Origin of the sequence: Vibrio sp. 10N.286.51.B11 (genome assembly GCF_041469245.1) — a bacterium.
GTDB lineage: Bacteria > Pseudomonadota > Gammaproteobacteria > Enterobacterales > Vibrionaceae > Vibrio > Vibrio crassostreae_C.
Window position 1 is genome coordinate 26,103 of the sequence record NZ_JBFRKI010000003.1, and the last position, 23,556, is coordinate 49,658.

Sequence of the window (23,556 nt, forward strand, 5' to 3'; positions counted from 1 at the left end):
TTGAGCACGATGAAATGATCACTTTGCGTATTATTTACTGTCTCATTAACTCGCGCTTATAGTTGTGCTTTTGCTCTCTGAGATAAGATATGGAGCGACCAAGCGACTGATATTCACTTTTGCACCAAGGCGAGCCGCTAATAGATACATGCCACCAATTTTTCGGTGCAGGAACAGCGCATCGGCGGGCGGCGTATGCCAATACTCTTGTTCCATGCTCAAAATGGTGCCTGCTTCACGAAGCCTTTGTGCCAATCCACTGGCTTTGAAGTCGTACTCTTCGTCAACTAACATCGGCTCACAGGCCATCTTCACTAGATTTAGAATCGCTTGGCGTTGTTCGGGAAGAATTGTCTCGCTAAAGAATCCTATTTGCTCTAAAGCTCGGTTGAGCACTTGCTCATCGTTGTTAATGACAGAGGAAAAGGCCAAGCGATAACCCTCGCTGAAGCGGTCACTGTATTCACGTGTTGCTCCGAAATCTAACAAGCCAATTTGTCGGGTGTTTTCAACGTAAAGGTAGTTGGCGAAATTGGGATCGGTTTGCACCATCTTAAAGTCGAACAACTCTCTGAATAGAAGCTCAAGCAAGCTGTGCATCACAAAGTCACGGGTGTCTTGGTCGTAACTTTCTATCTGTTCTATAGAGACGCCTTCGATGAAGTCCATGGCGAGCACGGATTCTGAAGAGACTTGCGGATGAATCTTAGGTACGACGAAGTGAGAGTGCTCTTTTAATGCATTGTGATAACGAGTTGCATAGCCAGCCTCTCGAGCGTAGTCCGCTTCATCATGGAGCTGTTTTTTTGCCTCTTCTAACAAGCCTTTGTAGTCGACCGACTTTGGTATCAAGCCAACAATATTGAGCAGCGTGCCCACGTTATCTACATCACTGTCGATACTTTTTCTAATGCCGGGGTATTGGACTTTGACTGCGAGTTTGTTCCCAGCATCACTATAGGCTTGGTGAACTTGTCCGATAGATGCACTGGCGATCGGTTTAAAATTGAAGGACAGGAATTCGGTTTTCCAATGGTTCCCGAGCGAGCTTTCTAACACTTGATTGAGCTGTTTTGTTGGCAGTGGATCGGCATCGGAGCGCAGGCGAGAGAGAATGTCGGCTAACTCTGGTTCTAAGACATCACCCGCATCCATTGATAGCATCTGTCCTAACTTCATAGCCGCACCGCGCAGGTGTGCGAGTTGATCGGTCAGGCGAGCAATGTTTTGTGGCGTTAACAGTAAGTCTTTTGCTTTGGGCCTGTTGCCTTGTGCAATTTGTTTGGTGCCTTCCGTTAGCACGTTACCCGCGACTCTTGTCGCCAACGAAGCGAACTTACTGAATCTAGAAATTCGATGTGTGGGAAGGTTTCTCTCTTTTGCCGACATAAAGGTTCTCTCTGGGAATCAGGGTTGATACCAATCGTAGTAAATAACTGTTCACCCTAGCTTGTTAAAAATCTCGATAAAGTCGTTAGATTTTTTGATTGTAGAATAACTACTTATCTAAAAAATCCGCCTTGTTCTCAAGCTTTTTTCCTGCGCTATTTCTTGACACTTACCTACTGTGATTGGTATGACTACAAAGTTCTATCAATCATTACACAACCGTATGTTTTGTTGTGCTAACTTGTCGCGTGGAACAGTAAACAGAATTAAAAGGACAAAGCATGAAATTTATTTGGTTGAAAGTGGCCGTTACGGTATTGGTGTTCGCAGCCCTATTTGGCATCGTTTACTACAAAGTCGCCAGCGGCATGTCTTAACTCAACACTATTTTGTGCAGCTGTTACCGTTGCAACGTGATTTTCCGGTTAGCCAAAACGAAATCTTATATCGATTTTTGGCAAACCGTAGATAACACCAATCTGCCATTGGCTTAAAAATCGCCCAACGTAACGGGGCATACAGCCAACCCTTTCCTACTAGCTTCCACGCTTGGTAAGTCACGTCTAAACCGAGCAGCAGCTTTCCGTTTTCGTCCAGTGCATGCAAGATTGTATTGGCTGCCTCGGCATCTATTTGCGGGTAGTTTGAAAACGCTTCACTGTAGATATCGACGGTCTGGATCTGATCTTTGGAATCAGACTTAGTCAGTGCTGCCATCTCTTTTGCACATAATGGACAAGTGCCATCATAAAATATCTTCAGTTGTGTCATTGTTTGTTCGCCTGTGGCTTGCTTAAAAGAACCTTCAGTTGACCGTTAAGTCGGCACCCTTAAGTTCAATCGCGTATTATTTTAGAATGTTAAAATGGCTACGCTATTGTACCTTTTAAAGATCACTCTCCTCGAATCAAAGCTCTAAAGATGTCTTACTTTGACACTTTGTTCACCCTTTCAAGTCCTTGATTATTTGGTCAAATCCCTTGTTTATGGACAAATGATAACAAAACGTCCAATAGAGGTGTGCCTTAAATATATAAACATCAACCAAATCAGATAGTTGAAGTTGGCTTGGAATATGCTCTATCGAACCTACGAATTGCTAAAGGATTTCTCCAATTTGGGCGGGCAGAACATCCTGAAAGCATAAGTATGAACAAATGGAGAGAGAACATGAAGGTTATAAATTATTTACTCAGTGTGCTTTTGTTGTTTAGTAGCCCCCAGTTGGCGTGGGCTACGGTTGATGTGATGGAACTTGATGGTAATGCGACCAGTGATAATAGTGGTATTGATTGGGACGATGTAAATGATCCCAACAGCATGGTTGGGATTGCAGAATTTTTCCAAAAAGACCGTAATGGTATCGACCAAATTTTTTGGAAGGGGGGATCAAAAGACGATTCCGACATTACGGATTGGGCGTTCCGTACAGCGTCACCACAACCAAAAGATGACTTTACCAATGCGTATGCTGCTGCCTTTGAAAGCGAAGGCGATTTGCTGATTTACTTTGGTGCAGACCGATATGCCAACAATGGTGATATGTATATTGGTTTCTGGTTCTTACAAGACCAAGTAGGATTACCAGATGGACAAACTAAGGGCGACTTTGTTGGGCAGCATGTCAATGGAGACATTCTTGTCTTGATTTCATTTCCTCAGGCGAGTGGCGGTAATCCCTATATAGAAGTGTTTCAGTGGGATTTAAATAATGGCGATGTCACCGACAATATGACGAGAATTTTCCAAACAGACGGTGACCCTAAATCGAATGATTTCGTGGGTGCAAGATGTGGCAGTGGCGCTGTTGGTGTCGATAAGATATGTGCGATTTCAAATGATGATTCTATCGGGGCAATACCGCTACCGAACGTGCAAGGTTGGGACTACCTAGCTAAAACTGGTGAAACAGCGTCAATTCCGACAGAGAGCTTTGTGGAAGGTCGATTAAACTTGTCAGCTCTGTTGAATGATGAGTTTGGTATTGAGGATATTCCTTGCTTCAGTAGCTTCTTAGTCGAGTCACGAGCTTCACGTTCGATTGATGCATCTTTGGCTGACTTCGTTGTCGGTTCATTCAGTTTATGTAGCATCAGTATAGCGGCGACTTGTAACACAACCAGCTTTACGGTTGATGGCATGTTTAACATCGATTACACCGTGACGGTCACCAACACCGGTCCTGGTTCGTTAGGCACCAATGGTGATTACCAAGTGGCCTTTTTATCTGAGTCACCAATATTAGGTGCGCTTCCTGTCGTGGGTAACGGTGATGAAGTGTGGAGTGTCGGTGAGTCATTCTCATTCATTGGTAATTACTTGTCTGTAAATAATGGTGCCGTTGGTGTGATCGATGGTTCAGTAGATCTTGATGGCCTTATCGTGAATGCTCAAGCTCCTGTGGCTTACAATTGTCCGCCAATCGACTTGAGTCCAATGGTTGAGATTTCTAAGGTATGTAATAGCTTCTTAGAGGTTGATAGTGGTCAAGTTGTGCTTAAGAAAACCTATGATGTTGAAATATGTAATACCGGTGATATCCCATTGGCCATTGAATCGCTGGTGGATTCTAAGGATGACTCTTTGAGCCGTTCTGACTTACCTACCGAAGTCGTCAACAGCAGTTATTACCTCGACTTCGCTTTACCTTGTGATGATCTTGAGGATGTGACCACGTGTGGTGCTGGTAATATATGTAGCGTATTAAGTGCCGATCCTGAGTTGTTTGCTTGTAAAACGGGTGAAGGAGAGTGGATACCGAACTTTGGTGATGCGATTGGTCAAGTGTGTACACAAGTAAGCAAAACTTATGCGCCAAATGTGTTACCAACTGGAGTAGACGGAATGCTATCGAATCAAGTGACAGCAACGTTTGACTCGCTGTTCTTGCAAGAAGCATTTATGGAAACATCGAACATTGCAACCTGTGATGTTTGTCCATTTACTGTTCCTGAGCCATAAGTACTTTCATTAACTGAGTACAACTAAACTCTAAAGCAGCCTAGTTCGTTAGGCTGCTTTTTTTAGTTAGGTAATTAACTAACTAGGCGACTTAAATTACTATCTGATGTTTTTTGATCAGCTTGTACAAGGTTGTCCGAGAAATAGACAACGCTTTAGCAGATTGGGAAATATTGTAATGGTGTTGCTGAATCACTCGACGGACATTTTTTGAAGAAAGTCGAGTGTCACTCTCAGTGGCGAGCGATGCACCTTTCAATTGAATCCCCATGTGATGAGTAGAAAGGGCGCTTGAGTTAGAAAGAACAATCGCTCTTTTTATGCAGTTGAATAACTCCCTGACATTGCCCGGCCAATGGTACTGTTTCATTTGCTCAAGGGTGTCACTAGGCAGTTTGATTTTGGATGCGTAATTGTGTTTTAGTTCAAATCGAATCAAATCTTCAATGTCTTCTTTATGATCATTGAGTGGCACTAGATCCAATGGAAGTACATTGATCCGATGAAAGAGATCCTTTCGAAATTTACCCGCCGCGACGGCTTGTTCTATGTTGACGTTGGTGGCGAAAATTACACGGCAATCTACAGTTAGTTGGTTGTTACTGCCTAATCGCTCTATCAAGTTATTTTCTAGAAAGTGGAGCAGGTAAGTTTGCAGCGACAGTTCCAGGTCGCCGATCTCATCGAGAAATAGTGTGCCACCATTCGCTCTTTCTACATGTCCGACGTAGCGCTTGTTTGCTCCCGTGAACGAGCCCTTTTCAAAGCCAAACAACTCGGAGTGAACCAGTGACTGTGGTATTGCGCCACAATTTACAGCGATAAACGGTTTCTGACAGCGGGCTGAGGCCTCATGTATTAAACGTGCACAGAGGCTTTTTCCTGTACCTGTTTCCCCTTGAATCAGTACTGGGAAATCGTTGTTAGCGATCTTAGTTATTTTCTTTTTAAGTTGTTGGATGGTGCTGGATTTCCCCACCAATTGATATTCATGGCATGAAGCAGGCTTAGGTTTGTTCTGTTTGGTGTCTACCATGCCATACGCATGCCCTAAATTTCGACAAAGCCACTCTGTATCAATTGGTAGGTGGTAATAATCCCAATAGGTTTGCTTAATGAGCGATAAGTTTCGGCTTGGTGGTTGTTTGAAGATAGCGATTGCTTTTAAACTTGGAAAGCGTGCCTTCAACGTTGATATTTGCTCACATTGCTTGTCGATCGAGGATGATGTTAGACAGGAAACGACAATTGGTGCGCAGCAGTGGCTGTGGGAATTGAGCAAGTGAATGGCTTGTTCGGTCGTTTCTGCAATTTGAGCTTTCCAGTTATGGAGGCGCAGTTCTCCCGCCCACTGATTATGGTGCAGGCATGTTGAGTTACATAGCAGAACCACAGAACGAATTTTAGGTTCAGGTGATACTCTCGCTGATGGCATTGTGCTCACTCTTCATGTTTCGACTCCATGATGAAACCTACAGTAAGCCCCCTAAATATCCCATAAGCTTAGAAGAGTTTAATTAATTCGACTACACAAATTTGACGAATTTGAACTAACAAATGGCGTTGTCTTAAGCAGGAAGGCCAATCAGGTGCTTTACTTACTGATATTTGTGCTTATTAATTAAAGGTATTCACGAATATCGTGTTTTTACTGTTTTATTTATTGATGAGCACACAGTAAACTCCGCGCTAATCACTAACGATAAAGAGCTGATATTGATGATAATTAACGTAGCAAAAAAGTTCATTTTAGCAGCGTCTGCGCTAGTTCTAGGTGGTTGTGTCAGCTACAGCGTTACTGAACAAGAAATGACGAACTACCTGCAAGATTCGGTGATGTTAGAACAAGAAGTCGGTGTGCAAAACGTTATGTATGCGCAAGTGGCGGTTGATGACTTAGCGGTGCAAATTGGTCGAGCTGATGCCGAGCGTGTGTCTGTTCTGGCGAATACCAATGCAAAGATTCAAGTGTTTAACATGCCAAACATGGGGCTAGATCTGGATATCGAATTCAGCGCGATTCCCGAATACGACAAAGAGAGTGGTGAGGTCTACTTAAAGTCTCTGCGTCTAGAACGCTTTGAGGAAAAGGGAAAGCAGCTTTCTCCTGAGATAGAGAAGTTACTTAAGCCTGCCGTTTCTATGATTGGCTTTGCTTTGTCTCAGTCACCGGTTTACAAATTGGACAGCAACAAGGTTCAAGAGTCATTGATCAAGTCATCGGAACCTAATCTAGTGATTAAAGACAACAAGTTAGTCATCGAGTTATTTGATTAACCCTTCCCGTTTAGCTGACACTCAGATTTAAAACACAATGGCTGCCGATTTGGTGGCCATTTTTGTTCGTGTTGAATCAGCAAGATTTCTGTTTTGAGGCTGTCCATTAAGCTTGTTTTCTATGGTTCATTTATTGAATTCGCCGCGTATCTCACCTTTACTTTACTCTTGTGAGCAAGTCATCGCTTCAGTCATCAAATCATAAAAAAGAAAAGGTGAGCGAACTATGAAGAATCCAGTAATAGCGGATAACAAACCCGTTAAGGTCGAGCTAACCGAAGGCGAGGAGTATTACTTCTGTACCTGTGGCAAATCGAAAAACCAACCGTTTTGTGATGGTTCTCATGCAGGAACGGGCTTCAAACCAAAGAGTTTCGTGGCCGAGGAAACCGGCGACGCTTACCTGTGCCGCTGTAAGTATTCGAACAACCTCCCTTTTTGCGATGGTACACATAAACAGTTCACAGCGGAACAAGTTGGGCAAGAAGGCCCGGAGGTTCACATTCAAGCGGCTGCGCCAGATTTGTCGCCAGCTGCGAGCGCAACCAAAGAAGAACCTACCGTCGAGTTTATTCATCAACTGGCGCGTGATGGTTTATCCAAGGTTGGACATCATGGGCCAATGACCTCCATGGGCGTTCCAAGACATCTATTGCCTCACTGGGACGATATTCAAGTGATGGTCGCGCAAATGGCCACCAAGCCTTTGCTGGAGAATGTGCCCGTTGGAACTGAACTGATTATTGGCCCCAAAGCGAAGAAGCCACTCAAATTGGACATCTCTTTGTTTGTGTCTGATATGAGTTTTGGCTCGCTATCTGAAGAAGCAAAAGTCTCATTGGCGAAAGGTGCCGAACTCGCAGGGACGGGTATCTGCTCCGGTGAGGGCGGTATGTTACCCGAAGAGCAAGCGGCGAACTCTCGCTACTTTTATGAATTAGCCAGTGCTCAGTTTGGTTACGATGAAGCTAAGCTCAAAAACGTTCAAGCCTTCCACTTTAAAGGCGGGCAGGGTGCCAAAACCGGAACGGGCGGGCACTTACCGGGCGCGAAGAACATAGGCAAGATCGCGGAGGTGCGTGGCATTGAAGCGGGCACGGCAGCGATTTCTCCACCCACCTTTGTCGACCTTAACACGGTCGAGGATTTTAAAAAGTTCGCCGACCGTGTTCGAGAGGTGACAGGCGGTATCCCGATTGGCTTTAAGTTAAGTGCCAATCACATCGAAGAAGACATTCAGTTCGCGCTTGATGCCAGTGCCGATTACATCATCTTAGATGGGCGTGGTGGCGGTACAGGGGCGGCGCCAGAAATGTTCCGTGACCATATTAGTGTGCCGACCATTCCAGCGCTTGCTCGTGCCAGAGCCTATCTAGACAAGCAAGGCGTAAGTGACAGAGTCACCTTAATCATTACTGGTGGGCTTCGTGTTCCAATGGACTTCGTAAAAGCGATGGCGCTTGGTGCAGATGGTGTCGCTATCTCAAACAGTGCCATGCAGTCGATAGGTTGTGTGGCGGCGAGAATGTGTAACACCAATAATTGCCCTGCTGGTATTGCAACTCAAAAAGCCGATTTACGTCAGCGTTTGAATGTCGAGAAAGCATCGAACCAGCTTAAGAACTTCTTTGAAGCCTCGACAGAATTAATGCAAGTGATGGCGAGGGCATGTGGGCATGATCATTTGAATCAATTTAACCCTCATGATTTGGCAACATGGAATCGCGAAATGGCCGAGCTATCCGGTGTCGCTTACTCTGGTGTCTGTCCATTAAATCACTTTAAGTAAATAATACTTCGATAAAGCACACTCAATGTATTTTGGGTGTGCTGACTTTTTCCTGTGTAATGCCAACCTATGTTAAACCTTTCATAATCAACTGCTTTATAAGTGTTTTTAAACTATTTCCTATATTTTGAAAATATCGCTTTACCTCAAGTTAACTTGAGGTTTTATCATCATCCCCAATCTAAAAACACAATCTATCACCTTGTCGCCTAGTGCAGGTTTTGATGTTATCAAACAGACGTTACGAATCTTCAGTTATGAATTTTGAGCTCCGTAATTGAAGTCATGAGTGCAAAAAGGTGAGAAAAATGAACAAGGATCAACAATGAAAGTATTAGCGATTGGCGCGACCAACAGTACAACATCAATTAATCAACAACTTGCAGCGTACACCGCAGGTTTAGTCGAAGGCGCGCAAGTCGAGGTGCTCGACCTTAATGATTTCGAGATGCCAATTTACAGCGAGAAAAGAGAGCAAGATTCAGGTGTTCATCAACACGCTCAACGCTTTTTTAGCAAGATTGGCGAAGCAGATGCTGTGGTCATCTCTTTTGCAGAGTATAACGGCTCATACACCGTAGCCTTTAAGAATGTGTTTGATTGGACATCACGAATCGACATGAAAGTGTACCAAGGCAAACCTGTTGTGATGCTCTCCACATCACCAGGCCCAGGCGGCGCAAACTCTGTGTTGTCGTCTGCGGTAAATTCGGCACCTTACTTTGATGCAGATGTGAAGGGGTCGATGTCGGTGCCAAGTTTCTACGACAACTTTAATGTAGAAACGGGTGAGATCATCAATGCCGAAATGGCCGAGAGCCTGAAATCGATCATGAGTCAGATTTAGAGAGCGAGAACACCACAATAAAACAAAGCAGCCATGTTCACGATTGCTTTTCATTGCGCCCGTTGTCAAAGTTTAAGGACATTAATTGGTTAAGGTAACAATAGGTCGCTACTCTAAAGTTAAAGTAAGCTTTAAATATTTATGATCTCAAGGATAGTGTCGTAATGAGAAACATCGTATACCTCACCATAGGCCAGTTGGCTGAGCGCAGTGGCGTGGCTCCTTCGGCGTTACGTTTTTACGAAACCAAGGGGTTGATTGCTTCGATTCGTACTAACGGAAATCAGCGCCGTTATCAGTCGGCGATGTTGAGACGAATTGCGTTGATCCAAGTCGCGCAGTCGATAGGCTTCACGCTGGAAGAGATCACCGAAGAATTATCGACACTGCCGATGAACCATACCGCGACTAAGCGAGATTGGGAGCGCGTTGCTAAGAAGTGGCAGGGGCAACTCGACAGTAAAATGGCGCAGATTAAATCGCTACAAGAGAACTTAACCGGCTGTATCGGTTGCGGATGCTTGAGTATGCAAAAGTGCAACTTGCTAAATCCTGATGATATCTTGCATGACCAAGGGCAGGGCGCACAACGAATTGTTGAACAGACTAACTGAGTTCCCGAAAGGCATGGAACAGCGAACTAAGTTTCAGGTGTTTGCTCAATGGGTTAAGCAACAGTTGTGACCGAATAGCGTGCCTAGACAAACACGAATTATAGGTCTAGTTTAGATGGTTCTTTCAATAAAAGAAGAGGTTAGTTATGTTCAGCCATGTTTTTCTCGGTACCGATGATATTGAACGCGCGAAGGCTTTTTATGACCCAATCATGAAAGTGCTTGGTTATAGCGAAGGCTCTGTTGATCCCAAAGGGCGCTGTGTTTACGTTAGCCAAACGGGTGTGTTGGGCTTAACGAAGCCGATTGATGGTCAGCCTGCGACTCACGGCAACGGCATGACGGTGGGTTTTCTTGCGCCTTCTCCTGAAGTTGTAGATGAGTGGCATCGAGTTGGCGTCGAAAATGGCGGTACCAGCATTGAAAATGGCCCCGGAGCGAGAGGTTCTGACGAGCGTCGCTTGTACATGGCTTATTTGCGAGATCCTGATGGAAACAAGATTTGTGCAACGCACTTTATGCCGTAGTTTACGTTATGCCATCGTTCATTTTATGCCACAGTGGCGTATACTTAGATCATATTGATGGTTCGGAGTTGGCTAAGTTGCGGCTCTGGACTTGTTAGCTTCCCGATAACTCAAAATTTTGCAAAGGACTGGCTAGATGAAACCGAACGAACTGTTTTATGAAAGTTTTGAGCGCTGCCGGATTGACCAAGAATTTCTCGAAACGTTTTTGGCGGATTTTTGCGAGCATAACCCAAGGTTTTCAGAACGTTTTGAAAATATAGGGTTAGAGCAACAAACCAAGATGCTTAAAGCCTCGATCATTCTTATCTATAACTCTGCGGGTCTACCAAGCGTGCGTAACTCAGTAAAGAAATTGGGTAAAAGGCATAAAGACCTAGGGCTGGATATTTCCGAGATTGAGCTCAACGAGTGGTTCAATTCGTTACTCAATACAGTTAAAAAATATGACCCTCACTACGATGAAAGCGTCGAACAAGCTTGGACAGAAACTCTCGAGGCCGGCTTAACTATCATGAAGAAAGAGTGCGTAGTTCCAAACACTGTGAATAACTAGGTCGTTGATGGGTAGTTTTGCTTGTTCGTTAGTTAAAACCGGCATTAACTCTTGAAAGATTGACATTGTCAGGTAAGCCTAACGATATCAGGCTTACCTCTTATTGTTTGACTAGAAATGAGCAGCCCAACCAATCAGGAACCCTTGCGATGCGGTATCGTATTCAAAGGTCCCCTTGTTTTCGTAATCAACCCAGGTCGATTTGTAGGCAACATTTAAGTCAGACCAACTGTTTATCTGGTATCGCACGCCAGTTAACAGAGATGAGGTAAAGTTGGTGTCACTACCAAGCCCTGCATCAATGGTTGCGTGAAACTTCCAATCCTTATTGATCTGCGTTATCCATCTCACACCTATTTGGTACTGTCCATCACGCGGTCACGTTTGGACGCACCTGTCACCTGAATACGAAGCGATGCTCGGTCAAAACGGTTGGGGACTCCAAGAAGTGGTCATGAAAGATCTTGATGATCACGTCGGTGAGATGATGGCGAAGATGGAAGAACTCGGTATTGCTGACAACACCATCATCATTTTCACTGCCGATAACGGCCCAGAGATCATGACTTGGCCAGATGGCGGTATGACACCTTATCACGGTGAGAAAGGCACAACTTGGGAAGGTGGCGTAAGAGCCCCTGCATTGGTTAGCTGGCCGGGTAAAATCTCAGCGGGTACTGTAGGCAATGGCATCTTTGATGGTATGGATTGGTTACCCACTCTTGTCGCTGCGGCTGGTGGTCCAACGGATCTAAAAGAAAAACTGCTGAAAGGTCACGATGGCTTTAAAGCGCACCTTGATGGTTACAACCAAGTGGATATGCTGACCGAGAAAGGCGAGTCAAACCGTAAAGAGATCTACTACTACGAACGAGACAAGCTGCAAGCGGTTCGTGTTGGTGATTGGAAGGCGCATTTCATCGTGCAAAACCACGGTTGGAGTGGCCCTAAAGAAGAGCTAAACGCACCATTGCTGTTTAACTTACGTCGTGACCCATACGAGCGAGCGGCGGAAGAGTCGGGCATGTACCTAAAATGGATGGGACAAAAAATGTGGGCATTTGGCCCTGCTCAAGCTGCTATTCAACAACACTTAGCAACCTTCGAAGAGTGGCCTCCAGTGACGCCTGACTCTCCGGCAGAGAAGACCGGTGGTGTAGGTAACTAGTTAAATATCATAAAAAATCCCGCTCACACTGAGCGGGATTTTTGTTTGAAAGCGTCTTAACGTTGGTTCTGTTTTAGCGTCGTGTTTCGTTCAATGAACTTCACTGGCACCATCAGCTTAACCAAGCTTGTGTCTTGCTCTTGAATCTGGCTAACGACAATTTTCACTGATTCACGTGCAAGGCGTCTGAAATCTTGCTTGAAGGTAGTGAGTTGGTAGTTCAACCATTGAGTCTGTGGGATATCGTCAAAACCAATCACTTGAAGATCTTCTGGAATACGCAGGTTAAATTCTAAGCGTGCCACATCCATTACTGCCATCGCGAGGTTATCTGTCGCACAGAAAATCGCTTGAGGATGTGTGGGTTCTGAAAACAGAGTCCGAATGGTATCTAGAGCATCAAGGTAGTCATAGTCAGCTTCAATAACACGAGCTTGCTTGCCTGTTAGATCTTCGAATTCTGAGCAAAAGCCCGATTCACGCTCGCCGTTGGTGTAGGTTGGCACGTTACCTGTCAGGTAAACCGCTGACTTTGTTCCTACGCTATGTAAATGTTGAGCGGCGACTTGGCCTGCGGCGTAGTTGTCACTTATTACATGGCTACTCTTAGTCCCCTCAACTACACGAGCATACTGAACAATGGGGATGTTGAACTCTTCACACTCTTCATAAAGCGACTTATTAAAGGTCGCCGAAGCAGCAATTACGCCATCAACTCGGTATTGGAAGATATTAGGAATCGAGTGGTTGTCGTTTCCATCCACTTGCCAAGGAATCAATACCGCAGAGTAACCCTGCTTTTGTAGCTCAGTAGAGATAAGCTGCAGAGTTTTCATGTGGATAGGGTAGTCGGCATCTGGGAAAACTAAGCCAATCAATTTGGACTCATTTGTCGTCAGACTGCGGGCAAAGGCATTGGGACGATAGTTCAACGATTTTGCTGCATCGAACACTTTTTGCTTGGTCTTTTCAGACACTGAACTGCCCGGGACAAATACACGAGATACAGTTGATTGAGAAACGCCAGCAAGTTTAGCGACATCTTTAGAGGTGACGGTTGGCTTTGACGCCGTGGAGTGTTTTGGAGAGCTCATAGACCATACTTTTGAACCAAATTGATTGTGCATAGAGTAACATAATTAGGTACGTACTCAAAAATACAATATGCCATGATTGGATGAAAAATAAGGGTTAATAGAGAGTGTTGAATATTATTCTGGGTATGACCCAAAAAAGCTCTGCGTAAGAGCAGAGCTTTGTTTAAAGAATTTATGAATCGACTAACTGGGCGTTAGAAGTAGTAACGAATACCTGCAGCGAATTGGTCATCTCTGTTTTCGAATTTATTGCCAACGAGCTGATCTTTACCTAGGTCGAATTGGTATTCAGTCCAAACTAGGAATTTGTTCTTCTGGAAGTGGTATTCAACACCAGGGATAAGCAGGTTACGCTCATAGCCATCTGTTTGGTCATCACGATCTTCCATGTAGTTGTAGTTCAACGTAGGGCGTAGGCCATTGTCGAAGTGGTAGTACGTGTAGATTTCACCACCTAGGGTATCGAACATTACATCCGTACCGCCTTGGCTTACAGCTTCCCAGTTTTCGCCAACATGGAAAGTGGCACCTGCGTAGAAGCCGCCGTTGCTGTAGTTCGCACCCAATAGCATGATGCGCATGTTGTCGCCATTTTCTACGCCAACCACACCTGAGTCTAGGTCTGCAATTTCATTTTGGTGGTAAGCTGCACCTAGTGTTACGCCATCAACCGGTTTGTAAGTGATTGACGCACCCATTCCGTTTTTCAATGAAGCTGTCGCATTACTCGCTAGTGCCACTTCTTCACGTGTCGTTTGGTAAGTGAAGCCGTAGCTTACTTGGTCGTTGATTGAGTTACGGTAAGTAATGGAGTTTTCTGCTCGACCTGTACCAGATGCAATACCCCAGTCAGAAAGGTTGTAAACACCTGAGCCGCGAGTACCGAAGACACGACCTAAGTCGGTGTACCATGCGACGTCATAAAAAGTAGACCACTGCTTAGTACCTGCTGCGATCTTTCCGTATTTGTCGTGCTCTACGCCTGCGTATAGAAGTCGGTCGTAAATATTGTCGCCGTTAGCACCTGAGTTGTAACCCCATTCAGCATGGCCAAAGCCAGTCCAGCCGTTATCGAGTCCCATTTGACCTTTAAGGCCGAAACGAGAGCTACCGCTGTTCCACTCACCGTTGTGGTCGCCGCCCTTATCTTGGTAACGAACGTCGAAACGACCGTCTAAAGTAAGGCTATCGCCCGCGTCATTGGTAAAAGTGTGTGCAGCAAAAGCAGAACCTGAGGTAAGTGCTGTCAGGATTACTGCTGAAAGAATCGACTTTTTCATTGTAATTCTCTTTATTCAGGCCGTAGAAAGCCACCGTGCTTTCAAGCCCGTTATATTGGTAATGGTTTGGCAGGGTGTACCCCATCCATGAGGCACGAGTAGATTCAGTTATTAGTGGAGCAATAATGAATTGGTTGGAGCACTTACTAGGAGCGAGAAGGGTCCCCCAGTAAGCGTGGCAACCTAAATCAGATGTCTATTTAGGTTGCCACTATTTCGTTTCAATCTTTTGGATTAAAGCGTATCGATTACAGCGTTGGGTTCATGATGCTTGAAGTGCGTTCGAACACATCTAGACCTTGCTGTTGTAGCCAGTAAGGAAGGTCGATAAGAACCCAGTTCTCAGACAGTTTGTCACCGTCACGGTAGTAAACGTCAACTACTTGCATGTTTGCACGTACTTCACCGCCAGTCATACCTAGGAAGCCACCTGTTGGTGTGTTTGATAGGTTTGGCCAACCGAAGAAACAAGAGAAGTTACCTTCAGCGAAACGACAAACGTGGCCGTTGAACTTCTTGTCTTTCAGGTTGTTACGGAAAGGAAGTTGGTGCTGTTGTTGGTAGCGAGGAATTGTGTAAGACGCGCCGATACCACATGGGCCGTACCAAATCATGTCTTTTGACCAGCTCTTCGCTAGTACTTCTGGTGGGCAACCCATCGCGCCGCTGTCGTTAAGAGCAGACAGGTCATCAACCATTTTGTTTACTAGAGCAAGTGTCGCAACACCTTCTTCTGGAGCCGCGTCTTCGAATAGCAGACCGTCGTGGTTACGTGGGCCAGGGTATACGAAGTGCTTACCAGTTGATGGTGGAAGTGGGTAGCAACCCGCTTGATCCATCATGCCTAGTAGGTCTAGAAACAGGCCTGTCTTAGTGATTTTGCCATCAACAACACAGTTAAATTCTGCGTAGCGAACGTTCATGATCTTGCCAGTTGGGCGCATACCTAGGTATTCAGCGTCGAATAGACCCATGAAGTGACCCATGCTCATTACCCAAATCTCATCTGGGTTAACTTCGTTGTTACCACCGATGAAGATGTCTTGACGACGCTGCATGCGAGTCATTGACTTCATCATTGGTGCCCAGAATACGTCAGCTGCTGCTTGTGCGCCTTCTTGCTCACGGAATGGGTAAACACCGCGCCACAAGTAATCTTCAGAAGTGTGTGCTTTTAAAACTTCAGCAACGTTCTCGTGAGTTGCGTTTTCCATTGCATCGAAGTATTCACGAACAATGCGTTTCGCTTCTTGATATTTAGACATAATAATTTCTCTTTGTGTTGTCGAGTCAACATTCGGAACAGGACTCGATTTGGATTTTGTTACCGGCTGATTTATCAGCCGGCTTTAAACTTTTCGTATTTGAACTTCAGCGTATGAGTGTCGAATTAAGCTTTTGCTGCTTCAGCTTTTTTGCTCTTATCGAAGACGCCACCTTTTAGAGTTTCAGGCAGTGTTAGCCATAGTAGGCCGGCGATAATCCATACGATTGGTGAGCCCCACATTGCTGTTTGTAGGTCGGTACGCTCTTGGATGAAGATAAGAACCATTGGTGCCCACATGCCGATAATACGACCGCCATGGAATAAAGCTGCACCATAGCTACGCAAGCGTGCTGGGAACAATTCAGAGAAGTAACCGCCCCATACTGCAGAAGCAGACAGGCCGAAGTTGTAGATAAGACCCAGAAGAGCCAGCATGTTTAGGCCGCCAATCATCATGTCGCCAGGTGCGACAAAGAAGATAGAAACCATGATACCTGCGAGGATGAAGCCGAACGCGTTGATCTTACGACCGTACTTATCTGCTGCCCATCCCCAGAACCAAGCACCGAAGAGTGAACCAAATGCTGAGATAGAGAAGATCAAACCGATGGTTGCACCATCAAACATACGAACATCTTTCAGGTAGGTAGTTACAAAGCCACCGAAGAATTGGAATCCGTAGAAGTTAAGACCAGAAAGAAGTAAACAAGTAATCGTAATTTTGCGGTAAGGCTTGCTTAACATCTCACCCCAAGAACCTTTTTTAGCTTCGGTTACTTCCCCAGCTGTATTGGTTGTTGTTTGTTGATCTTCTTCACCGTAGGCGATCACAGTTTTGTCGCTTGGTAATACAAAGATCATTAACGCTGCTGCTACAAGCGGTGGAATACCACCTACCCACATTAGGCTCTGCCAAGGTGCATCAACACTTGTAATGAAGGCTGCGTAAGCGCCCATTGCCACTAAAGCAACAGAGAACATTGAAGAAGCAAAAGCAGTCAACTTACCGCGAACCGTTGGTGTAAATAGGCCAATCATCAAAGATACAGCTACAGTGAAGTAACCACCTAAAGATAGTCCAATGATGAAACGCATTGCAGCCCAAGTGGCGTAGTCGGTAAACATCATGTTGATGATGGTTGCACCACCGTTTAATGCCGTAATTGCTATTAGTGTGGACTTCTTGCCGAACTTGGTTGCGAACCATGCACAGCTCAGAGCACCAATCAGAGCACCAACCGACTGCCAAGTGTAGAACTGAGCGGTATCAGAAAGGCTAATACCAGCATATTCTTCCACAATGTATGGGCGTACGTAGTCAATAATTACAAAGTTATAACAATAAAAAAAGTAACCTACTAGAATTGCTAGATATGCGGCTACCCTTTGAATCATAGGAACTTCGCTCATGTGTTTTTTAATGGTCATGACCGATAAACCTTTATTTTATATAGGGTGGTTTTGGTTTTAATTATTGTGTGTTGATTCTTTATCTTCATCACACCGTCTTCATTTCGGGAGAGATAATAGAATTTTTGTGGTTATTAGATCCGTGATCAAAGTCAATTTTAAAATGAGTGCGTACCCATTTTGTGCATTTTAGTGATCTTGATCTCATTTAACTGGGTTTTTGTGCTTTGTGGGGTGGTTTGAGTGTTTAATCGTCTATCTTAGTGATAATAGTCACACTTATTGTGGGTTTTTGAGGGAAAACATCCATTTTTGAGTACTATTGGCAGCGAATTAATTGCGACATACAATAAACGGAATCTAAAAATGGTTACGTACTCAAGTTTTGTGGTTATTGCTCTTTATGTGCTAACTACTTTGTTTATCAGCTACTTAGTTAATAGGCGCTATAGCGTCGGTGGCGACTTTTCGACTGGTGGAAAACAGTTTGGTTGGTTTACGGCAGGTGTGTCGATTCTTGCAACCTACATCAGCGCAATGACGTTCGTTGGCATGCCGGGCTGGGTTTATAGCTCAGGCATGGAAGCGATGAGCGTACATTTGAACTATCCAATAGTGATCTTTTTCACTGTGCTTTTCTTTGTTCCGGTGTTTTACAAGCTCGGCCTAACCTCGATTTACGAATACCTAGAGCACCGCTTTGGCGTTGTTGCTCGCACGATCAATTCCATCGTGTTCATTGTGGTTCAGTGTATTTCGGCAGGGGTTATTCTGTATGCGGTAGCCCTGATCTTAGTGCAAGTGCTGCCAGTGAGTATCTCTGAGGCGATCATCTACATCAGCGTATTTACTGCGTTGTATACCTATGCGGGTGGTATCTCGACTGTAATCTGGACTGACATGCTTCAGTCAGCAGTGTTGATTATCGGCAGCATTGCGATCTTTGTTTTATTGCTGATGAAAATCGATGCGGGCGAGATGTTGTCTCCTGAACATTTGAATATCATCAATCTCGATTTTGACTTAGGCGTCGATACCACATTGTGGGCCGGCGTAGTGGCTGTGAGCTTCTTGCACCTGAGTGTGTATGGCACTAACCAACTGATTATTCAAAGAACATTGGCGACTAAGTGTGTTAAAACAGCGCAAAAATCGATGTTGCTTTGTGGCTACGGCGCATTTTTTGTTTATCTGTTCTTTGCTGTGATGGGGGTGCTGTTAAGTGTCTTTTATCAAGACAGCAGTTTTGAAAACAGCAACGAAGTGATTCTCGATTTTGTGTTTAACCATACCAACCCAATCATTGTTGGTTTGGTGATCTCAGCACTTTCGGCTGCGGCAATGTCGACATTGGATTCCACCTATAACTCAATGGCGACGGTCGCAACGTTCGATTTCTATAAGCGCTTCTTCCGTAAGCAAGCCTCTGACGCGCACTATGAATCAGTGGCTAGAAAAATGAGCCTGGTTGCTGCAGCGTCGGTTGTTGTGCCTGCGTTACTGGCTGTTTCTAATGAATCAGTGCTTAAAACGATTGCGAGCTTAACCTCTATTTTTGTTGGTATTCGCCTTGGCTCTTTCATCTTGGGTTTGTTCTTCAAACAAGCAAACGAGAAAGGCGTAATTGCGGGCAGTATTGGCAGTGTGGCCGTCGTATTCATCGCCAAATACAGCGGAATAGCTTGGCCTTGGTTTGCCTTGATTGGCACTGTGGTTTTCTTAGTGTTAGGTGTTGTTGTGAGCCGCTTCAGGGGAGAGGTAACCGAGCAACAAAATGAATTTATAGAAAAGCAAAAGCATTTGTTTGCAAAGCCTACCGCGAGTCATTATGGCTTGTTGGTGTTCGCTGTTGTGACGATTGCTGCTTGTACTGTTATCCCTGATTGGCTTTATGCCGCTCTTTCTTAATTGACCGATTTTTTACTGGTATATCTATGTTATCGATCTTTGATATCTACAAAATTGGTGTTGGGCCATCGAGCTCTCACACCAACGGCCCAATGATTGCGGGTTTCCATTTCACACAATTAATCGCTGATAAAATCGCAGAAGTGACGCGTATTCAGGTGGATTTATACGGTTCTTTGTCATTGACTGGCATAGGTCACCACACCGACAGAGCTACAATATTGGGGCTACTCGGCAATAAACCAGACACCATCAAAATCACCAGCGCAAACCAAGCAATGCGTCATGCCGTAGACAGTGGTGAGATGGATTTAGCGGGCACCAAGCACATTGCCTTCAACTACGAAACCGACATGTTGTTCCACAAAGACAATCTGCCTCTGCATGAAAATGGCATGATGATTACTGCGTTTGACCAGAGTGGCAACGTGATTGTCGATGAAACTTATTATTCGATTGGCGGCGGTTTTATCGCAACTGCTGATGAACTGCAAAATGGTACTCAAACCCAAGCGGTAGAAGTTCCTTTCCCGTTCAAAAACGCCGATGAAATGCTTCAACAAGCTGACAATAGTGGGATGAGCCTCGGTGGTATGATTCTAAAAAATGAAGCGGAGTTCGAAGGCGCTGACATTATTTCAGAGAAAGCGGATCAAATCTGGCGAGTGATGAGTCGTTGTATGGAGCGTGGCTTTGAAAACGAAGGCATTCTTGATGGTGGTTTGAACGTAACTCGTCGTGCGCCTAACCTACTGAAAAAGTTAGAAGCGAATGCGGCGGTTGAAAACGACCCAATGGAAATCATGGATTGGATTAACTTGTTTGCGTTTGCGGTTAGCGAAGAAAATGCGGCTGGTGGCCAAGTGGTAACATCACCAACCAATGGTGCGGCGGGCGTTATTCCTGCTGTGTTGATGTACTACCATCGCTTCATTAAAGAGTTGGATACTAAGCAGTTAAAAGATTTCTTAGCGGTATCGGGCGCGATTGGTATTCTGTACAAAACTAACGCTTCGATCTCTGGTGCGGAAGTAGGATGCCAAGGTGAGGTAGGCGTATCATCCTCTATGGCGGCTGCGGGATTAACGGCACTACGCGGTGGCAGCAATGAGCAGATCTGTATTGCGGCGGAAATCGCGATGGAACACTCATTGGGTATGACTTGTGACCCAATTGGCGGCTTGGTTCAAGTGCCGTGTATCGAGCGAAATGCGATGGGTGCGATGAAGGCAATTAATGCATCTCGCATGGCATTGAAGCGAAACAGCAAGTCTTTGATCTCACTCGATAAGGTCATCGCAACCATGTACCAAACCGGTAAAGACATGAACAAGAAATATCGTGAAACATCACTCGGTGGTTTAGCCTTGATCCATCTAGCTCATCCTTGTGAATAGCTAAGCCAGTTAACCCAGTAAATAATAACGTTAAGCCCAGAGCCTTAGACTTTAGAAATCTATCGCGGCTGGGCTTTTTGTTTTATGTGTTTTAGGGAGCTAATCTGAAAGCGGTAATCGATAGCTGTTTTTCAACTCTTTTACTGAGATGTTCGACTGAATCGCACTCACGCCTTTGACTCGTCTGATCGAGCTAATACGCTCAAAGTACTCTTCTAAATCTTTCGCCAACACTTGCACCATGTAATCGGCGCCGCCTGCAATGCAGTGACACATTGGAATCCAATCGGTTACCGCGACAAATTCTTCGAATGGTTCTGTGTTTTCAACTTCATGGTTACCCAAGGTCACAAGAGTAAAACCAGCCACATGAAAGCCTAATTTCTTACGATTCAGCTTAGCGGCGTAACCATCGATATAGCCAGTTTCCTCCATGCGTTTCCAACGACGCCAGCATGGGGTTTCGCTGAGGTTGACCTTCTCTGCGAGCTTGCTGTTGCTCATGCGTCCGTCTTGCTGGATATGCTCTAAGATGGCGATATCTGTGTCATCCAATACTTCTTTGGTGGATTCTTTCTGTTTCATGGCTATTTTGGAAAATTCTTGCTCAAATTTGGATTAATATTAGCCTATATAGCAATTTAATTCCTAGTCGAATCTGTAAACTCTCTCCCTATAAATACTTTACTTATTAGGAGTGAGAGGAAATGAGCTCTCAATTAATGCTGGCGTTCTTGCTATTTTCAACATCAATTGCAATTACCCCTGGGGCAGGCAATATCGCATTACTTGGGATTTCAAGTCGTTATGGATTTGCTGCGACTTTACCTTTTATCTCTGGGAACGCTGTTGGCATCATCATCGTACTGGCGGGTTCTAGTGTCGGTTTGGTGAGCCTATTTACCCTTTACCCAGAGCTATACAGCATTTTGAAATACGCGGGTGCGGCTTATTTGCTGTTCATGGCGTGGTCGATTGCGAATATGCAAATCGAAGAAAGCACCACCGACAATCGTTCAGGCTTTGTGTCGGGTGTGTTGGTGCAGGTGTTAAATCCTAAAGGTTGGATAGCGTCATTAACCGTGTTTTCGCAGTTCATCACTCCGAATGCAGATTACTTGATTCAAGTCGTGACCATTATCGCGGGTATTGTGATTACCGGTGTGCCGTGCATGTTGGTGTGGGCGTATTGCGGCACCATGCTTAAAAAGTTGCTGCAATCACCAAAACAGATGATGTTTGTGAACCGTTGCTTGGGTGGAAGCTTAGCGATGGTGGTTGCCTTCATGCTTTATCAACCTGCATAAATCACAAAGAAAAAAACCACTCCTAAATCCATAGGAGTGGCGTCTAAATGTCGACTAAGTCGTTAACAGTAAGAAATTAAGTTAACAAATATTTAAGGAACTTGAGTTAAAAGCTTTAAGCTTTTCAGTGTAAAGGTTAAGCGGTTTCAGCCTCTTTAACTGGAGCTGAGTTACGGATTAGGTGGTCAAATGCACCTAAGCTTGCTTTCGCACCTTCACCCATCGCAATGATGATCTGTTTGTAAGGTACGGTTGTTACGTCACCCGCTGCGAACACACCTTTCATTGATGTTGCGCCATGAGCGTTAATTTCAATTTCACCGCGTGGTGAGAGCTCAACTTTCGAACCCTTCAACCATTCGCTGTTTGGCATCAGGCCGATTTGAACAAAGATACCTGCGAGTTCAATCTGTTTAAGTTCATCGGTGTTGCGGTCTTTGTATTCCAGACCGGTTACACGGTTGCCATCACCAATCACTTGCGTTGTTTGTGCCATCTTGATGATTTCGATGTTTGGTGTTGCGTTCGCTTTGTCGATAAGCACTTGGTCGGCACGCAATGTGTCTGCAAATTCAAGTACGGTTACGTGTTCAACGATACCCGCTAAATCAATTGCCGCTTCGATGCCTGAGTTACCACCACCAATAACCGCTGTTTTCTTACCTTTGAATAAAGGACCGTCACAGTGTGGGCAGTAAGCGACGCCTTTATTGCGGTACTCTTGCTCACCCGGAACGTTCATTTCACGCCAGCGAGCACCGGTACTTGTGATAACCGTGCGAGCTCGTAGTGTTGCGCCGCTCTCTAGCTCAACGTGGATGTAGCCGTCTTCAGTGTCTTCTGCTGCAATGATGTTTGCAGCGCGCTGCTCAGTCATCACTTCAACACCGTACTCTTTTACGTGCTCTTCAAGGCTTGCCACTAATTTAGGGCCAGTTGTCGCTTTTACTGAGATAAAGTTCTCAATCGCCATGGTGTCCATCACTTGGCCGCCGAATCGGTCAGCAACCACACCAGTACGAATGCCTTTACGTGCAGCATAAATTGCCGCTGAAGAACCTGCAGGGCCGCCGCCGACAACCAATACATCAAACGGTGCTTGTTGGTTTAGGTTTGCTGCTTTCTTTTCCGCTGCGCCTGAATCAACCTTGTTAAGGATTTCAGCCAGTGACATACGGCCTTGACCAAATAGCTCACCATTAACGAATACACTTGGTACTGCCATGATGTCGCGAGACTTCACTTCATCTTGGAATGCTGCGCCGTCGATCATCGTTGTCTTAACCAGAGGATTAATCGCCGACATCATATTGAAGGCTTGAACCACTTCTGGACAGTTTTGGCATGAGAGCGAGATAAAAATCTCTACATTAAGCTCTTGATCGAGTTCTTTAATTTGCTCGATTACGTCCGCTTCAAGCTTGATAGGGTGACCACCACTATGAAGCAGTGCTAGAACCAGTGACGTAAATTCGTGACCCATTGGCAAACCGGCAAAACCGATCGCGGTGCCTTTCTCTTGGTTCACGACCTGCATGATAGGGCTGCGAGTGCTTGCGCTGTCATCGCGAGTCACTTCAATTTTATCGGTTAAAGACGAGATGTCATTCGCCAGATCTTGAAGTTTGTTCGCGGTGTCGCTGCCATCCAGGCTAAGCACTAACTGAACATTGGTTTTTAGGTTTTCTAGGTATGCTTTTAGCTGCTGCTTCATTGCTTGATCTAACATAATCGTGCCTGCTCTTAAATTCTGTGTCTTGGT

The 23,556-nt window shown here is 45.1% G+C and carries 19 protein-coding genes and 2 pseudogenes; 11 read left to right on the plus strand and 10 right to left on the minus strand.

Going from position 1 to position 23,556, the window contains the following annotated elements:
* Positions 1 to 45 precede the first annotated feature (45 nt).
* The gene (locus AB4154_RS01295) at positions 46 to 1,389 is read right to left on the minus strand and encodes an ABC1 kinase family protein (protein WP_372122022.1); all 1,344 of its coding nucleotides are present in this window, start codon (positions 1,387 to 1,389) and stop codon (positions 46 to 48) included.
* A gap of 384 nt (positions 1,390 to 1,773) precedes the next feature.
* Positions 1,774 to 2,160, minus strand: coding sequence for a thiol-disulfide oxidoreductase DCC family protein (locus AB4154_RS01300; protein WP_136974207.1), 387 nt, complete (start codon positions 2,158 to 2,160; stop codon positions 1,774 to 1,776).
* Between the two features lie 399 nt (positions 2,161 to 2,559).
* Here AB4154_RS01300 and AB4154_RS01305 point away from each other — a divergent pair, with 399 nt between their 5' ends.
* Positions 2,560 to 4,350, plus strand: a complete 1,791-nt coding sequence (locus AB4154_RS01305) for a hypothetical protein (protein ID WP_372122024.1) — start codon at positions 2,560 to 2,562, stop codon at positions 4,348 to 4,350.
* Between the two features lie 91 nt (positions 4,351 to 4,441).
* On the opposite strand, the gene AB4154_RS01310 is transcribed toward AB4154_RS01305, so the two are convergent.
* Positions 4,442 to 5,785, minus strand: a complete 1,344-nt coding sequence (locus AB4154_RS01310; RefSeq protein ID WP_136974205.1) for a sigma-54-dependent Fis family transcriptional regulator — start codon at positions 5,783 to 5,785, stop codon at positions 4,442 to 4,444.
* A gap of 284 nt (positions 5,786 to 6,069) precedes the next feature.
* On the opposite strand from AB4154_RS01310, the gene AB4154_RS01315 reads away from it, so the two are divergent.
* The 6 genes from AB4154_RS01315 to AB4154_RS01340 all read left to right on the plus strand — a co-directional run bounded on the left by AB4154_RS01315 (position 6,070) and on the right by AB4154_RS01340 (position 10,960).
* Complete coding sequence (locus tag AB4154_RS01315; protein WP_372122026.1) at positions 6,070 to 6,627, plus strand: DUF1439 domain-containing protein; 558 nt, start codon at positions 6,070 to 6,072, stop codon at positions 6,625 to 6,627.
* Between the two features lie 226 nt (positions 6,628 to 6,853).
* Complete coding sequence (locus tag AB4154_RS01320) at positions 6,854 to 8,416, plus strand: glutamate synthase-related protein (RefSeq protein ID WP_017062188.1); 1,563 nt, start codon at positions 6,854 to 6,856, stop codon at positions 8,414 to 8,416.
* 325 nt (positions 8,417 to 8,741) lie between these two features.
* Positions 8,742 to 9,263, plus strand: coding sequence for an NADPH-dependent FMN reductase (locus AB4154_RS01325; protein ID WP_229648047.1), 522 nt, complete (start codon positions 8,742 to 8,744; stop codon positions 9,261 to 9,263).
* Positions 9,264 to 9,427: 164 nt separating this feature from the next.
* Positions 9,428 to 9,877 carry a redox-sensitive transcriptional activator SoxR gene (gene soxR, locus AB4154_RS01330; RefSeq protein ID WP_017062186.1) on the plus strand — a complete coding sequence of 150 codons (450 nt, stop codon included), beginning with the start codon at positions 9,428 to 9,430 and terminating at the stop codon, positions 9,875 to 9,877.
* Between the two features lie 146 nt (positions 9,878 to 10,023).
* Positions 10,024 to 10,404 carry a VOC family protein gene (locus AB4154_RS01335; protein ID WP_372122029.1) on the plus strand — a complete coding sequence of 127 codons (381 nt, stop codon included), beginning with the start codon at positions 10,024 to 10,026 and terminating at the stop codon, positions 10,402 to 10,404.
* Positions 10,405 to 10,540: 136 nt separating this feature from the next.
* Positions 10,541 to 10,960: a globin gene (locus AB4154_RS01340; RefSeq protein WP_017071826.1), complete on the plus strand. Its 420-nt coding sequence runs from the start codon at positions 10,541 to 10,543 to the stop codon at positions 10,958 to 10,960.
* Positions 10,961 to 11,071: 111 nt separating this feature from the next.
* On the opposite strand, the pseudogene AB4154_RS01345 reads toward AB4154_RS01340, so the two are convergent.
* Positions 11,072 to 11,323 (minus strand): annotated as a pseudogene (locus tag AB4154_RS01345) (DUF481 domain-containing protein); the annotation flags it as partial.
* On the opposite strand from AB4154_RS01345, the pseudogene AB4154_RS01350 reads away from it, so the two are divergent.
* A pseudogene (locus tag AB4154_RS01350) lies at positions 11,319 to 12,128 on the plus strand (sulfatase-like hydrolase/transferase); the annotation flags it as partial. The pseudogenes AB4154_RS01345 and AB4154_RS01350 sit on opposite strands and share 5 nt — an antisense overlap.
* Positions 12,129 to 12,184: 56 nt before the next feature.
* On the opposite strand, the gene AB4154_RS01355 reads toward AB4154_RS01350, so the two are convergent.
* The 4 genes from AB4154_RS01355 to AB4154_RS01370 form a co-directional block, all read right to left on the minus strand.
* The gene (locus tag AB4154_RS01355) at positions 12,185 to 13,222 is read right to left on the minus strand and encodes a LacI family DNA-binding transcriptional regulator (RefSeq protein ID WP_017065252.1); all 1,038 of its coding nucleotides are present in this window, start codon (positions 13,220 to 13,222) and stop codon (positions 12,185 to 12,187) included.
* A gap of 197 nt (positions 13,223 to 13,419) precedes the next feature.
* Positions 13,420 to 14,505 carry a porin gene (locus AB4154_RS01360; RefSeq protein ID WP_017065839.1) on the minus strand — a complete coding sequence of 362 codons (1,086 nt, stop codon included), beginning with the start codon at positions 14,503 to 14,505 and terminating at the stop codon, positions 13,420 to 13,422.
* A gap of 248 nt (positions 14,506 to 14,753) precedes the next feature.
* On the minus strand, positions 14,754 to 15,770 hold the full coding sequence (locus tag AB4154_RS01365; RefSeq protein ID WP_017065254.1) for a nuclear transport factor 2 family protein: 1,017 nt from the start codon (positions 15,768 to 15,770) through the stop codon (positions 14,754 to 14,756).
* Positions 15,771 to 15,895: 125 nt separating this feature from the next.
* Positions 15,896 to 17,200, minus strand: a complete 1,305-nt coding sequence (locus AB4154_RS01370; protein WP_017065255.1) for an MFS transporter — start codon at positions 17,198 to 17,200, stop codon at positions 15,896 to 15,898.
* Positions 17,201 to 17,548: 348 nt separating this feature from the next.
* Between AB4154_RS01370 and AB4154_RS01375 the strand changes: the two genes are divergently transcribed.
* Together AB4154_RS01375 and AB4154_RS01380 are read left to right on the plus strand one after the other, a co-directional pair.
* Positions 17,549 to 19,090, plus strand: a complete 1,542-nt coding sequence (locus AB4154_RS01375; protein ID WP_372122031.1) for a sodium:solute symporter — start codon at positions 17,549 to 17,551, stop codon at positions 19,088 to 19,090.
* Between the two features lie 26 nt (positions 19,091 to 19,116).
* Entirely contained in the window at positions 19,117 to 20,487 is a 1,371-nt protein-coding gene (locus AB4154_RS01380) for an L-serine ammonia-lyase (RefSeq protein WP_372122032.1), read from the plus strand.
* 99 nt (positions 20,488 to 20,586) lie between these two features.
* On the opposite strand, the gene AB4154_RS01385 is transcribed toward AB4154_RS01380, so the two are convergent.
* A complete protein-coding gene (locus tag AB4154_RS01385) occupies positions 20,587 to 21,072 on the minus strand; it encodes an Lrp/AsnC family transcriptional regulator (RefSeq protein WP_017065258.1) in 486 nt (161 codons plus the stop codon).
* A 122-nt stretch (positions 21,073 to 21,194) separates the two neighbouring features.
* Between AB4154_RS01385 and AB4154_RS01390 the strand changes: the two genes are divergently transcribed.
* Positions 21,195 to 21,794 carry a LysE family translocator gene (locus tag AB4154_RS01390; protein WP_372122034.1) on the plus strand — a complete coding sequence of 200 codons (600 nt, stop codon included), beginning with the start codon at positions 21,195 to 21,197 and terminating at the stop codon, positions 21,792 to 21,794.
* Between the two features lie 136 nt (positions 21,795 to 21,930).
* On the opposite strand, the gene ahpF is transcribed toward AB4154_RS01390, so the two are convergent.
* Positions 21,931 to 23,523 carry an alkyl hydroperoxide reductase subunit F gene (ahpF, locus tag AB4154_RS01395; protein WP_017065983.1) on the minus strand — a complete coding sequence of 531 codons (1,593 nt, stop codon included), beginning with the start codon at positions 23,521 to 23,523 and terminating at the stop codon, positions 21,931 to 21,933.
* Positions 23,524 to 23,556 lie beyond the last annotated feature (33 nt).